At 36.6% G+C, this 12,245-nt stretch carries 15 protein-coding genes; 5 read left to right on the forward strand and 10 right to left on the reverse strand.

Going from position 1 to position 12,245, the window contains the following annotated elements; genetic code table 11:
• Positions 1-534 precede the first annotated feature (534 nt).
• Positions 535-1,311 (forward strand): enoyl-CoA hydratase, encoded by a 777-nt coding sequence (locus ASO14_RS02680; protein ID WP_068451071.1) that lies wholly within the window; start codon positions 535-537, stop codon positions 1,309-1,311.
• A gap of 47 nt (positions 1,312-1,358) precedes the next feature.
• Here ASO14_RS02680 and ASO14_RS02685 read toward each other — a convergent pair whose 3' ends face one another.
• Positions 1,359-1,541, reverse strand: coding sequence for a YhzD family protein (locus ASO14_RS02685; RefSeq protein ID WP_068451074.1), 183 nt, complete (start codon positions 1,539-1,541; stop codon positions 1,359-1,361).
• A 236-nt stretch (positions 1,542-1,777) separates the two neighbouring features.
• Between ASO14_RS02685 and yhaM the strand changes: the two genes are divergently transcribed.
• Positions 1,778-2,716 (forward strand): 3'-5' exoribonuclease YhaM, encoded by a 939-nt coding sequence (gene yhaM, locus ASO14_RS02690; RefSeq protein ID WP_068451077.1) that lies wholly within the window; start codon positions 1,778-1,780, stop codon positions 2,714-2,716.
• A gap of 51 nt (positions 2,717-2,767) precedes the next feature.
• On the opposite strand, the gene ASO14_RS02695 is transcribed toward yhaM, so the two are convergent.
• The 7 genes from ASO14_RS02695 to ASO14_RS02725 form a co-directional block, all read right to left on the reverse strand.
• Positions 2,768-3,664 (reverse strand): peptidylprolyl isomerase, encoded by an 897-nt coding sequence (locus ASO14_RS02695; protein WP_068451080.1) that lies wholly within the window; start codon positions 3,662-3,664, stop codon positions 2,768-2,770.
• Positions 3,665-3,926: 262 nt separating this feature from the next.
• Positions 3,927-4,109 (reverse strand): hypothetical protein, encoded by a 183-nt coding sequence (locus ASO14_RS02700; RefSeq protein WP_068451084.1) that lies wholly within the window; start codon positions 4,107-4,109, stop codon positions 3,927-3,929.
• Between the two features lie 48 nt (positions 4,110-4,157).
• Complete coding sequence (locus ASO14_RS02705) at positions 4,158-4,721, reverse strand: DUF3267 domain-containing protein (RefSeq protein WP_068451087.1); 564 nt, start codon at positions 4,719-4,721, stop codon at positions 4,158-4,160.
• Between the two features lie 227 nt (positions 4,722-4,948).
• Entirely contained in the window at positions 4,949-5,470 is a 522-nt protein-coding gene (locus ASO14_RS02710) for an HTH-type transcriptional regulator Hpr (protein ID WP_068451090.1), read from the reverse strand.
• Positions 5,471-5,571: 101 nt separating this feature from the next.
• On the reverse strand, positions 5,572-5,967 hold the full coding sequence (locus ASO14_RS02715; protein ID WP_068451092.1) for a YtxH domain-containing protein: 396 nt from the start codon (positions 5,965-5,967) through the stop codon (positions 5,572-5,574).
• Positions 5,968-6,126: 159 nt separating this feature from the next.
• Complete coding sequence (locus tag ASO14_RS02720) at positions 6,127-6,654, reverse strand: tryptophan transporter (RefSeq protein ID WP_068451095.1); 528 nt, start codon at positions 6,652-6,654, stop codon at positions 6,127-6,129.
• 113 nt (positions 6,655-6,767) lie between these two features.
• Positions 6,768-7,193, reverse strand: coding sequence for an HIT family protein (locus tag ASO14_RS02725; protein WP_068451098.1), 426 nt, complete (start codon positions 7,191-7,193; stop codon positions 6,768-6,770).
• Positions 7,194-7,328: 135 nt separating this feature from the next.
• On the opposite strand from ASO14_RS02725, the gene ASO14_RS02730 reads away from it, so the two are divergent.
• The 3 genes from ASO14_RS02730 to ASO14_RS02740 all read left to right on the forward strand — a co-directional run bounded on the left by ASO14_RS02730 (position 7,329) and on the right by ASO14_RS02740 (position 10,341).
• Positions 7,329-8,069, forward strand: coding sequence for an ABC transporter ATP-binding protein (locus ASO14_RS02730; protein WP_068451101.1), 741 nt, complete (start codon positions 7,329-7,331; stop codon positions 8,067-8,069).
• Entirely contained in the window at positions 8,062-9,243 is a 1,182-nt protein-coding gene (locus ASO14_RS02735; protein WP_068451104.1) for an ABC transporter permease, read from the forward strand. The genes ASO14_RS02730 and ASO14_RS02735 overlap by 8 nt, the downstream gene beginning before the upstream one ends.
• Before the next feature lie 96 nt (positions 9,244-9,339).
• Positions 9,340-10,341: an LLM class flavin-dependent oxidoreductase gene (locus ASO14_RS02740; RefSeq protein WP_068451106.1), complete on the forward strand. Its 1,002-nt coding sequence runs from the start codon at positions 9,340-9,342 to the stop codon at positions 10,339-10,341.
• A 51-nt stretch (positions 10,342-10,392) separates the two neighbouring features.
• Here the strand turns inward: ASO14_RS02740 and ASO14_RS02745 are convergent, their stop codons facing one another.
• Together ASO14_RS02745 and ASO14_RS02750 are read right to left on the reverse strand one after the other, a co-directional pair.
• The gene (locus ASO14_RS02745) at positions 10,393-11,568 is read right to left on the reverse strand and encodes a M20 metallopeptidase family protein (protein ID WP_068451109.1); all 1,176 of its coding nucleotides are present in this window, start codon (positions 11,566-11,568) and stop codon (positions 10,393-10,395) included.
• A gap of 17 nt (positions 11,569-11,585) precedes the next feature.
• Positions 11,586-12,122, reverse strand: coding sequence for an antibiotic biosynthesis monooxygenase (locus tag ASO14_RS02750; RefSeq protein WP_068451112.1), 537 nt, complete (start codon positions 12,120-12,122; stop codon positions 11,586-11,588).
• Positions 12,123-12,245 lie beyond the last annotated feature (123 nt).

Genomic DNA, 12,245 nt, shown 5'->3' on the forward strand with positions numbered 1-12,245 from the left:
GCCGGGTAAACCTACTTTTGGATGTTCAGAATACCTATTCAGAAGTGGAACTTATGTATGAAATCGCTGATTTGCACCGACCATCAGCTCGCTGTGGGATTTTCAAAAATCATAAGCATGTCTTCGTCATCATATTTGTGCGTGATTTGAATTTAAATCTATATTAAAGCTAATGTTAAGGAATGTCAACGGTAATTTTGAAAATTATTAAAAATAACCTTTTTTAAGACCTTTAAAAAGAATTAAAACGAACATTTTTAATTATTAATCATTTAAATGTTCGTTCTTTTAGAGAGGACAATGAAAGCTTTGAAATTGTATCAGAGAGTAAAAGTAAAACGCTTACAATATTGAAGGTGTAAGGTTTAGGGGTTTCCGTAAACATTAAAAGTTCTTATCCATTAGTGTAGTAAAGTGTTAAAATACGTTTTTTTCATTCGTATAAATGTTCGTAACAAAAAGAAATAAAGGACTTTTCAGATTTTTCACGAATATTAATAATGAATGACCATTCATAATATAAGGGGTGTCCATATGACAGAAAAAACAATTCTTTTTGAACAGGTAGGGCGTGTTGCAACGATTACATTGAATCGACCAACATCGATGAATGCAATTAATTTAGAAATGATGAAAGAATTAGGTGATTGTTTTGAGGAGCTTCATCATCAACATGAAATTCAGGTCGTTATTTTAAAGGGACAGGGAAAGGCCTTTTCATCAGGTGGAGATATTAAAGGAATGATTCAAGGTGATTTAGATTTGGAAGACGCTATGACGCTTGTAGCGCGTTATACGCGTTTATTATATACATTACCGAAGATTGTCATTGCTCAAGTCCACGGGGCAGCAGCAGGGCTTGGGTTGAGTACGGCGCTCGCAGCAGATTATGTCATCGCTGAGGAAACAGCTAAAATTGCGATGAACTTCATTGGTATTGGGTTAATTCCAGATGGTGGTGGGCATTTCTTCATGCAGGAGCGTTTGGGAAATGTGAAAGCAAAGCAAGCTATTTGGGCAGGAGAAGTTATGAGCGGTACAAAAGCACAGAAAATTGGTCTTGTAGATGAAATTGTAGCAGAGGGTGCTGTGGATGAATTTGTACAATCTATGGTGCAACGTTTTTCACATGCGCCACTAAAAGCGATGATTGAGACGAAAAAGATTCTAAACGAACGTCGCTTACCAGAGCTCGAATCGATTTTGTTGAAAGAGACAGAAGGTCAGAAGAAAATGCGAGATACAAAAGATCATATGGAAGGTATTCGCGCATTTGTAGAGAAGCGTAAACCAAACTTTAAAGGGGAATAGAAAAGAATAGGAATACCACACATATTCGTGGTTTCCTATTCTTTATTTTACGAATGGAAAAGAATGAGTTTTCCTTTTGAATTGACTAAGCGATGTGTAGCTTCACTTAATTCAAGTGAGGCGATTTTTTCAGCACCTGCTGTTTTAGCTTCATGATCGTTTTCGAATTCCCAATCTTCATCTAAAATGACTTCCCCAGTTGGTTGAAAAGCAGTAAAGCGAAATTTCATTATAAAGCACCCCTTTATAAAATAATGAATACTTATTCATTATAATATGAAATACGAAAAACTTTCTAGGGATAACTACGCTTTTCAGGGAATAGATAAAAAAAGTATGCACTATGCTGAAATCGAATGGATTTAAAATACTTTCTTTTTTACCAAAGTGGTACAATAAATGTTATGTAAGTATCATATTGAAGCGTTTTTTTAAATACTTCAGAGGAAAGGAGATTGATTAAGAGATGGAAGGAATTGCAACATTACGTGTTGGCGAAGCCGTCAACCAATATTTATTAATCAAACAAGCAACGAAGGGTGTTACAACAATGGGAAAACCATTTATGACCCTTATTTTGCAAGATAAGAGTGGCAGTATTGAATCGAAATTATGGGATGCAGGTGATGAACAAGTTCAAATGTATCCAGCAGGTGGCATTGTGCATATTAGTGGAGAAATTCAAGATTACAGAGGAAAGTTACAGTTACGTATTAAACAAATACGACCTGTAAAAGAAGGCGAACCAATTCAGGTGTCGGACCTTGTTCAATCTTCTGATACACCAAAAGAACAATTGTATGAGGAGTTACAATCTTATTTATTCGATATTCACAATCCAGCGATTAACCGTATTACAAGACAATTAGTGAAAAAGCATGAGATTGCGTTTATGACATATCCAGCTGCGACAAAGAATCATCACGACTATGCATCGGGGTTAATTGATCACGTAACGTCAATGTTACGTCTAGGAAAGGCAATTGCAGATTTATACCCAACAATTAATCGAGATTTATTATATGCAGGGATTATTTTACATGATATCGGTAAAGTAGTAGAGCTATCAGGACCTGTTTCAACTGTTTATACAGTGAAGGGGAATTTACTGGGACATATTACAATTATGGTGTCTGAAATTGAAGTGATTGCAGAGGAACTTGGGATTGAAGGTGAGGAAGTCATGCTACTTCAACATATGGTGTTATCGCATCATGGTAAAGAAGAGTGGGGTAGCCCTAAAAAGCCAATGATTCAAGAAGCGGAGATTTTACACTACATTGATAATATTGATGCGAAGATGAATATGTTAAAACGCGCATTATCAAAAACAGAAGCAGGGGAATTTACAGAGCGTCTGTTTGCTCTTGATAATCGTGCTTTCTACAAACCAACAATTGAATAAACAAAAAAAGCATGAGGAGAATCATAATTCTCCATCATGCTTTTTCTTTATTTATTTAGAAGAACCTAAGAATGAAGATAGAGCGTCTTTTAAATCTTTATCTTTGATTTTAATATCAGCATCTTTCATTAACTTAGCAATTTTTTCTTGTAGTTTTGTAGAGTTTGGATCTTCAGCTTTTGCTTTCTTAAGAGCAAGTGTTTGTTTGATTGCATCTTTTTCATCATCAAATGATTTACTTACTTCTTTCACACGTGTATCTTCTAATTTAATGATGTGGTAACCGTAGCTTGATTTTACTGGCTCAGAAATTTCACCTTTTTTCATTACATAAGCAGCATCAGTGAATTCTTGTACCATTTGATCTGGACCGAACCAACCAAGTTCGCCGCCTTTAGATGCTGTACCTTGGTCTGTTGAATTTTTCTTTGCAAGTTCAGCAAATTTCTTTGGATCTTTTTTCAATTCAGCTTCGATTTTCTTCGCTTCTTTTTCATCAGCTACTAAGATATGGCTCGCTTTTAATTCTTTCTTTGTGCGGTCATAGTATTCTTTCGCTTCTTTATCAGAGATTTTGATGCCGTCTGTTTGTGCTTTCTCTTGTAGAAGGTTCAGTTTAAGATAGCGTTTGAATGTATCTTCTGTCATACCTTGAGACGCTAAGTAAGTTTTTAAATCTTGGCCTTGTGCTTCGATTTGTTCTTTTTGTTCTTTGTAACGTGCGTCTACTTCTTTGTCAGATACTTTGTATTTGTTTTCAAGTACTTTTTCAATCATGATTAATTGAAGTGCTTGATCGCCCGCAGTTTCTTTTAGTTCTTTATAAAGTTGTTCTTGTGTTACATCGCCAACTTTAGAAGTGACTACCTTCTCGTCACCTGAATTACCACAAGCAGCCAAACCTAGTACTGAAGCCGCAAGTGTTAATGTTAATACTGTCTTTTTCATTATTAAATTCTCTCCCAACCTAATATCTCTTTAAGCCTAATAAACCATTGCTTTTGTAACTATACCATAGAACGATTAAAAAATAAAAAGGTTGCCTATACAACGATATGAAAAAAATACATATTTTACTATATTGTTTTTAAAAAGAATATTTATCTGCTTTTTACCCTAAAAATATGCAAATAAAAACAGAACCAGCGACGTTCGCTGCTCCTGTTTATAATCTAAGTATAAAATATACGTTTTAAGATAGAAGTGAGGCTTAAATTGAATAGTAGGTCTTTAAATATAAAGAAACTAATAAAATCGTGATTAAGATATTGATTGTTCTGTATACCTTTGGTTGTTTTTCTTCTGGAATTTCTTTTCTGGCGCATAGAGCATATGTCATGCGATTGATCTGGAATAAGTAAAAAACCGCAAATAAAATGACAATTATAATCAAGACCGTTCCCCCTTCCTATCATACACTTCAAGCATATCAAATGAACTGTTATGCTGACAAGTTTGTTCGCGTATTTGTATAAGGAACTAATATTTCAAAACCTTTATCTGTTTCTTCGACCAATGCTTTTTTAGGTGTCTTTAATAAATGTTTCGCATATAACAAGTCAATAAGACAAAGTCCACTATGATAAGCGAGTAGAATCGTAAAGTAGTGGCGGAAACTTGGTAATGTGATAGCACCTATAATAAAGATCGAGTTAATAATAATAAAAGGCATTATAAGTGAAATCAAATAGCGTGATTTCATAATTGGTTCATGAATTCTCATATTTAAAAGGGGAATAATCCCGAATTTTCTCTCGACTGAAAAGCGTAGTCGATTGCGATAACGTGCAATCGGCATAAAATGTAATAATTTATGCAAAGGGTATGTCAATAATAAAACGAGTAAAAACCATGAAAATCGTTGATCAGACATAGGACCGTGACGAAAGACATTAATTGAAATATAGAAAAACGAAAAAACAATAAAAACGAAAATCATCGAAAATAGAAAAATACGATCATGTCCGTATTGTTTTTGCACATTAATAGTTTTCCAACAATGCACTGTAAGCATCTCCATTCATTCATAACTGAAGGGCTTCCAAGTAGTAGTCCTTCCTGTGTTCAACGACGTTCCCAAAATAGGGAATAAAAATCGTCGATACATAACATAAGTCTTTTTAATGACAAAAGCAAGCACTTTTTTTAGTATGAATTTAAGAGAACGCTTACAATGTGATGGTATCAATAAATCCTCTCCAATAAAGAAATTGAAGAGGATTTTTGATTGTGTTATAACTGTTTTTCCATGTTCTCAAATGACTTTTCAAAAATATCCATGAAGTCGTCACCATAAATGTTACGGATGACAGCCATTAACTCAAGATACTGTGGGAATTTACCATACATTTCTTTTAACGGAAGCGAACCGTCGACTACAGTATGATTTGTTTTGTCGTAGTTGTCATTTAGATCTTGCAATAGTGCCTGACCTTTTTCTGTAATCTCAACGTATGTATTTCGCTTATCATCATCACGTTTAGAGAAAGAAAGTAATCCTCGTTCTTCAAGGTTTTTGGAGAAGTTAAATGCTGTTGATACATGCATAACACCAAATTTAGCGATATCTGAAATAGACGCGCCTTCTAAATTAGATGCAATACAAAGGACGTGATGCTCATTGATGTTTAAGTCATACGGTTTAATCCAGGCTTGCCAATCTTTTTCAACAGCCTTCCAAAGTGCTTTAGATAAATGGGCAATTCGTTGTGAATAAATCATGGCTTCTTTCACCGAATATAAATCTTCAGACATGCTACCACCACTTTCGCATTTTTTTTCATTATATCATTATTTCCCAAAAATATACAACGAGAAAAGAATGAAATAAATGAATTTTTAAAATCTTCATGCTCTTAGTTTGTTGAGCCCTTTTTTTTCTTCAGTGTAATTTTTTGAAGCTCTTCCATCTCAGCGTTTAATTCATCGGCTGATTTTTTTAAATCTTCAATGTGTTTCTTCAAGTTTTCTTGCGACGGAGCTGAAGTTTCTTGGAATGTACTAACAGCTTCTTTAATACCTGAAACTGCATCAGGTAGCGTGTTTTGAACTTCATATTTAATCGAATTAACCGATTGCTTAATCGTTGCAATTCGTTGCTGTAATTCGTTCTTAATGTCTGAGGAGTTATTTTTATACTGCGTTAAAGAACCCTTTAATTCCTTACCTGATTTTGGAGTTGTGAATAATGTTACGGCAGCACCTGCTACAAGCCCAGCGCCGATGCCAAGCACAAATATTTTTACATTCATATGTGAAAAGCTCCTTCCTAATGATAATATTTCCTTTTTTTATTATATTAAAACATGATTCAAGAAAAATAAAAGCGGTTGCCCTCAAAAGTCATCGTCTTTTCATCAATTTCTAATGAGTAGCGCCTAACTTTTAGTAGCAACCGACTTTCGTCTTACTTATGCATGTGACAATGAAGTATCAAACTTAGAGCGTTTTACGAGTGTTGTAATAATAGGATAAATTACAACAAACGCAATGATATTAATCGCAATTGCTGGTAGTACAACAGTTGAGAATAGTGCAATAAATGGAATGTTTGCACCAATCACTAAAATCGCTGATCCTAAAAATACACTGCCTGAAATGATTGTTCCTACGCCAACTAATATAGCTGATGAGACAAAATTCTTTGCTTGTCCTTTTAATAGTTTCACAAGGAATAATACTACGTACGCAGTTACAAACTTATCAATCACGTTCGGCACAAACCCACCAGGGAATGTAGAAAATAGACCAGATAAAATACCTGTTGTGACAGCTAATAAGAATACGTCACGAGAATTCGGGAATAGGAAAATACCGATAAACATCATCGTTAACATGAAGTCTGGTTTCATTCCTCCGTTGAATCCTGGGATGACTAAATACAGTGCAGCACCTACCGCAACAAGTAATGCCATTAATACTAAGTTTTTTGTTTTCATTTCTCATCTCTCCTAAGCTCTTCTAAAATTTTTTCGTCTCCTAACGTCTCCTCGTGAGCGTTAGCGAAACTTAGCGTAATTCTATCGTGTCAACCGTGTAAAATCAAGTGCGCTTACTTATTTAATTGTGCAGCAATTTCATCTGCTACTTGTGTAATAATATCAGAAGTAAACTCGTCTTCTTTTGTTTTCCAAATTGGCTTATATCCATCTTTTTCATCGTAACGAGGGATGAAGTGAAGATGGAAGTGGAATACACTTTGTTCCGCAGCTTCACCATTGTTGTTTAATAAGTTCATACCTGCAGGTTGGAATGCATCTTTAATCGCATTCGCAATTACAGGTGCAACAGAGAATAGATGCGATGCTGTTTCAGGAGATAATTCGAATACATTCGCAACATGCTCTTTTGGAATTAATAATGTATGACCTTTTGATAAAGGCGTAATGTCCATAAAGGCATATACGTAATCATCCTCATACACTTTTTTACTTGGAATAGAACCGTCAATAATTTTACAAAATACGCAATCAGCCATTCTATTTCACACACCTTTCATATATTTCTTTCTATTCTATCATATGACAACTGCGATATAATTGAATTTTTGATAAACTAAGTATATTCAAATAGGATGTTTCAGGCAATTGTGTCTGAGAATGGAGTGATGAAGATGTCAATATTAGAAGTATCTGCTGTAACAGGCGGTTATACACGAAAACCCGTTATACACGATTTAAACTTCAAACTAGAAGCAGGTGAGCTAGTCGGCTTAGTCGGTCTGAACGGTGCTGGGAAAAGTACAGCAATCAAACATATCATTGGAATGATGCAACCACAAAAAGGAACAATTAAAATTAATGGAAAAACGATGAAAGAGAATATGGATGTATACCGAACTTCTTTTTCATACATTCCTGAGACACCTGTTTTATATGATGAACTAACATTAAAAGAGCATTTAGAATTAACAGCGATGGCGTACGGAATCGATTTAGAAACGATGCGTGAGCGTGTTGCCCCGTTACTTAGTGAATTCCGTATGGAAAAACGATTGAATTGGTTCCCATCTCACTTTTCAAAAGGGATGCGTCAAAAAGTTATGATTATGTGTGCTTTCTTAGTAGAACCATCGCTGTATATTATTGATGAACCATTTTTAGGGCTTGATCCACTTGCGATTTCACTATTACTTGAACAAATGGATGAGAAGAAAAAAGAAGGTGCAGCCATTTTAATGTCAACGCATGTATTAGCTACTGCTGAAAAACATTGTGATAAAATTCTACTGCTTCACAACGGATATGTACGTGCATTTGGTACGATGGATGACTTACGCCAATCCTTCAACATGCCAGATGCGACGTTAGATGACTTATACATCGCGATGACAAAGGAAAAAGAACATGAATAACTTACAAGATGTTTGGCGTAAACGGTTTAATTACTATATAACAGAGCTACAAAAATATATGCGCTATATTTTCACAGGTCATATGGCGCTCGTGATTGTATTTTTACTTGGTGCTGGTGGTTATCAGTACAGTGAATGGTTAAAAGTTGCCCCGCACGATTTTCCAACGATTCTATTCGTCGCAACAGTGATGGGGATTGTTCTCACGATAAGTAAACCTGTAACGCTTATTAAGAAGCCAGACGAAGTGTATTTATTACCACTTGAGACGAAGATGCCAATGTACTTCAATCGTGTCTTAAACTACACCGTCTTCAGTCAATTAGGTGTCGCACTCGTCGTCTATCTTGTGATGTGGCCGATGATGCGACAAGTGGGCGAAATTGAGGTTTCTGGGATTGCAATCGGATTAGCTTTCACTGTATTACTAAAATGGTGGAATGTACATGTGGAATTCATGTTCCGCTGGGCGACAAAAGGTCGTTATGTTTGGCTAGACCGCATTGTACGAGGTATTCTTTCAGGTGTATTCTTATACTTCTTATTAAATCATGATAGTTTATATGCGATTATTATGATCATCATTTTGGCACTTTATCCTGTCATGTGTAAGAAAAAAACATTAGAAGAACCCTTCCCTTACGAACACTTTGTAAAATTAGAAGAAAATCGCATGATGCGTATTTACCGCTTTGCGAATTACTTTACGGATGTACCTGCTGTAAAAGGAAATATTAAAAGAAGACGTTATCTGGACTTCCTTGTGAATGGTGTACCGAAAACGAAAAAAACAACATTCGAATATTATTTAGTTAGAAGCTTTATAAGAACGGATGATTATTTCTTCCTTTGGTTCCGTCTTACTGTGATTACAGCGTTAGTAGCAGCATTTGTGAATATGCCGATTATTGTAGGGATTGTCGCAGCAGCTCTTGCTTTTGCTACAGCGATTCAATTAAAACAAGCACTAGGAAAGCCAGTCGATTTCTCCATGAGTATGCTCTATCCATTACCAGCTGATGCACGTCAAAAAGCCGCACAAAAAGTAACGCGCTATACATTAATTGCACAAGCAGTAATTGTAACGCTTGCTGGCATTGGTACACCGTACTTCTACTTACAAGGTATCGTCGTTCTCGTAGTAGGAGAAATTACATTACGCTTATCAAAATAATACGTGAAGTTTCTTTATTTGGAGAAGTCCGAGTAAGGAAACTTCATTTTTTTCTTTGAATTTGTTAGGCTAGTTTAGGAAAGAGAGGGGTAAGAGATGAAAAACGTCAAATTATCTGTATTAGATTTAGTTGCTGTAGGAGAAGGATTTACAGCAGGAGAAGCCATTCAGAACAGCGTACACCTCGCTCAAAAAGTAGAAGAATTAGGTTATGAGCGTTACTGGTTTGCAGAACATCATAATAGCGCAAGCATTGCGAGTTCAGCTACTGTATTATTGATTGGTAAAATTGCAGAACATACAAAAACAATGCGAGTAGGTTCAGGTGGTATTATGCTACCAAACCATAAGCCGCTTATCGTAGCGGAACAGTTCGGTACATTAGATGCAATGTATCCAGGACGAATTGATTTAGGTGTAGGTAGAGCGCCGGGAACAGATCCAACAACTGCAGAGGCACTTGGCAGAAGTCCATACGGCGCACCGAATAACTTCCCAGAAGATGTAGAGCAATTGCAAACATACTTAGGTGCAAATGAAGGAGCGCGTGTACACGCCTTCCCAGGTGAGAACTCGAATGTACCCATCTATATTTTAGGTTCAAGTTTATTCAGTGCAGAACTCGCAGCGCAAATGGGACTACCATATGCATTTGCTAGTCACTTTGCACCGAATTACTTAGAACAAGCACTACAACTTTACCGCACGCAGTTTAAGCCATCCGAGTATTTAGACAAGCCGTACACCATTGCATGTGTGAATGGTATGGCAGCAGATACGAATGAAGAAGCTGAGCGCATGGTAACGAGCTTGTATCAATATTTCTTAGGAATTGTAAAAGGCTCACCGAAAAAACTAATGCCTGCTGTTGATTCGATGAAAGAGATTTGGACGATGAATGAGCGCTATGCCGTATTAGAAGCACTTCGCTATACATTCAAAGGCGGCCCAGAAAAAGTGAAGAATCAACTACAAAGTTTCTTGCAAATTACACAAGTAGATGAAATTATGGTGACATCACATATTTATGAACCAGCAAAACGCGTCCATTCATATGAGATCATCATGCAAGCATTAAAAGAGCTACAAGAAAATTAAACATAAAAGAGGCAATTACACGAAAATAGACGTGTGATGCCTCTTTTTATATTAAGCATTCGTATTAAAATCAATGGCTACAGCAGCTAATGTTTGAGCGGCAGCTACCATCGCGTATTCTTCAAAATTAAATTTAGAATGATGATGTGCATAAGCTGGGCCATCTAAAGGCTTTGCACCTGTGAAGAAGAATGCCCCTGGTCGTGCATTTAAATAGTAAGAAAAGTCCTCACCAACCATGTTTGCATCCATGATTTGAGCGGCTTTTACATTGGGTACATGTTGCGCTGTTTCCAGTACATGTTGCGCCATGAGAACATCATTAATAACAGGAGGGTGACCACGCGTGTAGTCGAATGTGAAGGTTGCACCTGCAGCTTCACAAAGTCCTTTGATGATGCGCTCCATCTCAACAATTACTTGTTCGCGTACTTCTACATCGAACGTACGAACCGTTCCTTTTAGTTCAGCACTCCCTGCAATAATATTAAAAGCATCACCAGCGTGGAATGAACCAACTGTGAGTACAACGGGGCTTGTTGGATTAATACGACGAGAAGCCACTTGTTGAAGTGCCGTCACAATTTGCGCTCCGAGCGTTACTGTATCAATGGTTGTATGCGGCATTGCGCCATGTCCACCAACTCCATGTAGTGTAAGTGTGAAAGAGTCTGCTCCAGCCATCATAGCACCAGGTCGTGTTTGAATGATGCCAGCTTCGAATTGTGACCATAGATGTGTGCCGAAAACAGCATCAACACCATCTAAACAACCGGCTTCAACCATTGCTTTTGCGCCGCCTGGTGTTACTTCTTCAGCATGTTGATGAATCATTACATAGTTTCCAGCTAGTTGTTCGCGATGTTGAAATAATGTTTTTGCAAGCACAAGAAGTGTCGCTGTATGTCCATCATGTCCGCAAGCATGGCTTACATTTGGAACAGTTGATTGATAAGCAACACCTGTTTCTTCTTGAATCGGTAAGGCATCGAAGTCAGCACGTAGAGCCACTGTTTTGCCAGGTAATCCACCTTCAATGCGGGCAACAATACCATTCCCGCCAATATTTCTTTCGTAAGGAATATCAAATTCATCATAAAAGTTACAAATATATTCAACCGTTTCATGTTCTTTATACGATACTTCAGGATGCATGTGTAAATAACGTCGAATTTCTTGCATCGATGTAAATTGTTCTTCTAATTCATTCCAAATGACTTCTTTCATCTACAATACCTTCTCTCTTAAAAACGATCATCGCTATCTTCTTCTACTTCTTCAACAGGTGCTGTTCCATAGAGTTTTGTGTACGGTGCAACAGCGAGTGTTGTTGGTCTACGGTCTGTTTCATGATTCCCCATAAAGTCAAAATCCACTGCATAGTCTGCTGAATCGCGCCAAACTTGATATGAGTTTGGACCTGTCCATTGTTGGATAATCGCAAATACAGTTGACTTAATCGGCTTTAATAATTTATACGCGATAAATCCAGGTTCGTTAATAAAGTGGAATGATTTACTTTTCAGACGATTTTCAAAAGATAATTGGCTATCTTCAAAAATATCGACATACGTAATGGCATAGAAGCCACCTGGTTCAAATTCACCAACTGCTTCAACAACTTCAAATGACTGCGGTGTTGCAAATTTTGTTTTACCTTCCGTCACATGCATTAAGACAGATTGTTGTCCACCATATAGTACCGTCATATTTTCTTTTTTATATTTTGCTTGTAAATGCTCCATAAAATCGGCTGTTCCTGTTGCTAAATAGATATACATTTCAACGCCACCTTCATGTTTTAATTTTCTACTCTCTATAGTATATCCGTTTAACATAAAAGATTCACAACATTTGAAAATGTCTAGTCGTTTTTCCAAATTATTTTTACGTTATGATAGCGT

Origin of the sequence: Kurthia sp. 11kri321 (genome assembly GCF_001534765.1) — a bacterium.
Lineage (GTDB): Bacteria > Bacillota > Bacilli > Bacillales_A > Planococcaceae > Kurthia > Kurthia gibsonii.

Bases quoted from the DNA above. Each gene is read 5' to 3' on its own strand.
- ASO14_RS02745 (WP_068451109.1), bottom strand. From the start codon at position 11,568: ATGAAAGAAGTCATTTGGAATGAATTAGAAGAACAATTTACATCGATG.
- ASO14_RS02685 (WP_068451074.1), bottom strand. From the start codon at position 1,541: ATGAAATTTCGCTTTACTGCTTTTCAACCAACTGGGGAAGTCATTTTA.
- ASO14_RS02710 (WP_068451090.1), bottom strand. From the start codon at position 5,470: ATGTCTGAAGATTTATATTCGGTGAAAGAAGCCATGATTTATTCACAA.
- ASO14_RS02680 (WP_068451071.1), top strand. From the start codon at position 535: ATGACAGAAAAAACAATTCTTTTTGAACAGGTAGGGCGTGTTGCAACG.
- ASO14_RS02750 (WP_068451112.1), bottom strand. From the start codon at position 12,122: ATGTATATCTATTTAGCAACAGGAACAGCCGATTTTATGGAGCATTTA.
- yhaM (WP_068451077.1), top strand. From the start codon at position 1,778: ATGGAAGGAATTGCAACATTACGTGTTGGCGAAGCCGTCAACCAATAT.
- ASO14_RS02725 (WP_068451098.1), bottom strand. From the start codon at position 7,193: ATGGCTGATTGCGTATTTTGTAAAATTATTGACGGTTCTATTCCAAGT.
- ASO14_RS02715 (WP_068451092.1), bottom strand. From the start codon at position 5,967: ATGAATGTAAAAATATTTGTGCTTGGCATCGGCGCTGGGCTTGTAGCA.
- ASO14_RS02740 (WP_068451106.1), top strand. From the start codon at position 9,340: ATGAAAAACGTCAAATTATCTGTATTAGATTTAGTTGCTGTAGGAGAA.
- ASO14_RS02695 (WP_068451080.1), bottom strand. From the start codon at position 3,664: ATGAAAAAGACAGTATTAACATTAACACTTGCGGCTTCAGTACTAGGT.
- ASO14_RS02735 (WP_068451104.1), top strand. From the start codon at position 8,062: ATGAATAACTTACAAGATGTTTGGCGTAAACGGTTTAATTACTATATA.
- ASO14_RS02720 (WP_068451095.1), bottom strand. From the start codon at position 6,654: ATGAAAACAAAAAACTTAGTATTAATGGCATTACTTGTTGCGGTAGGT.
- ASO14_RS02730 (WP_068451101.1), top strand. From the start codon at position 7,329: ATGTCAATATTAGAAGTATCTGCTGTAACAGGCGGTTATACACGAAAA.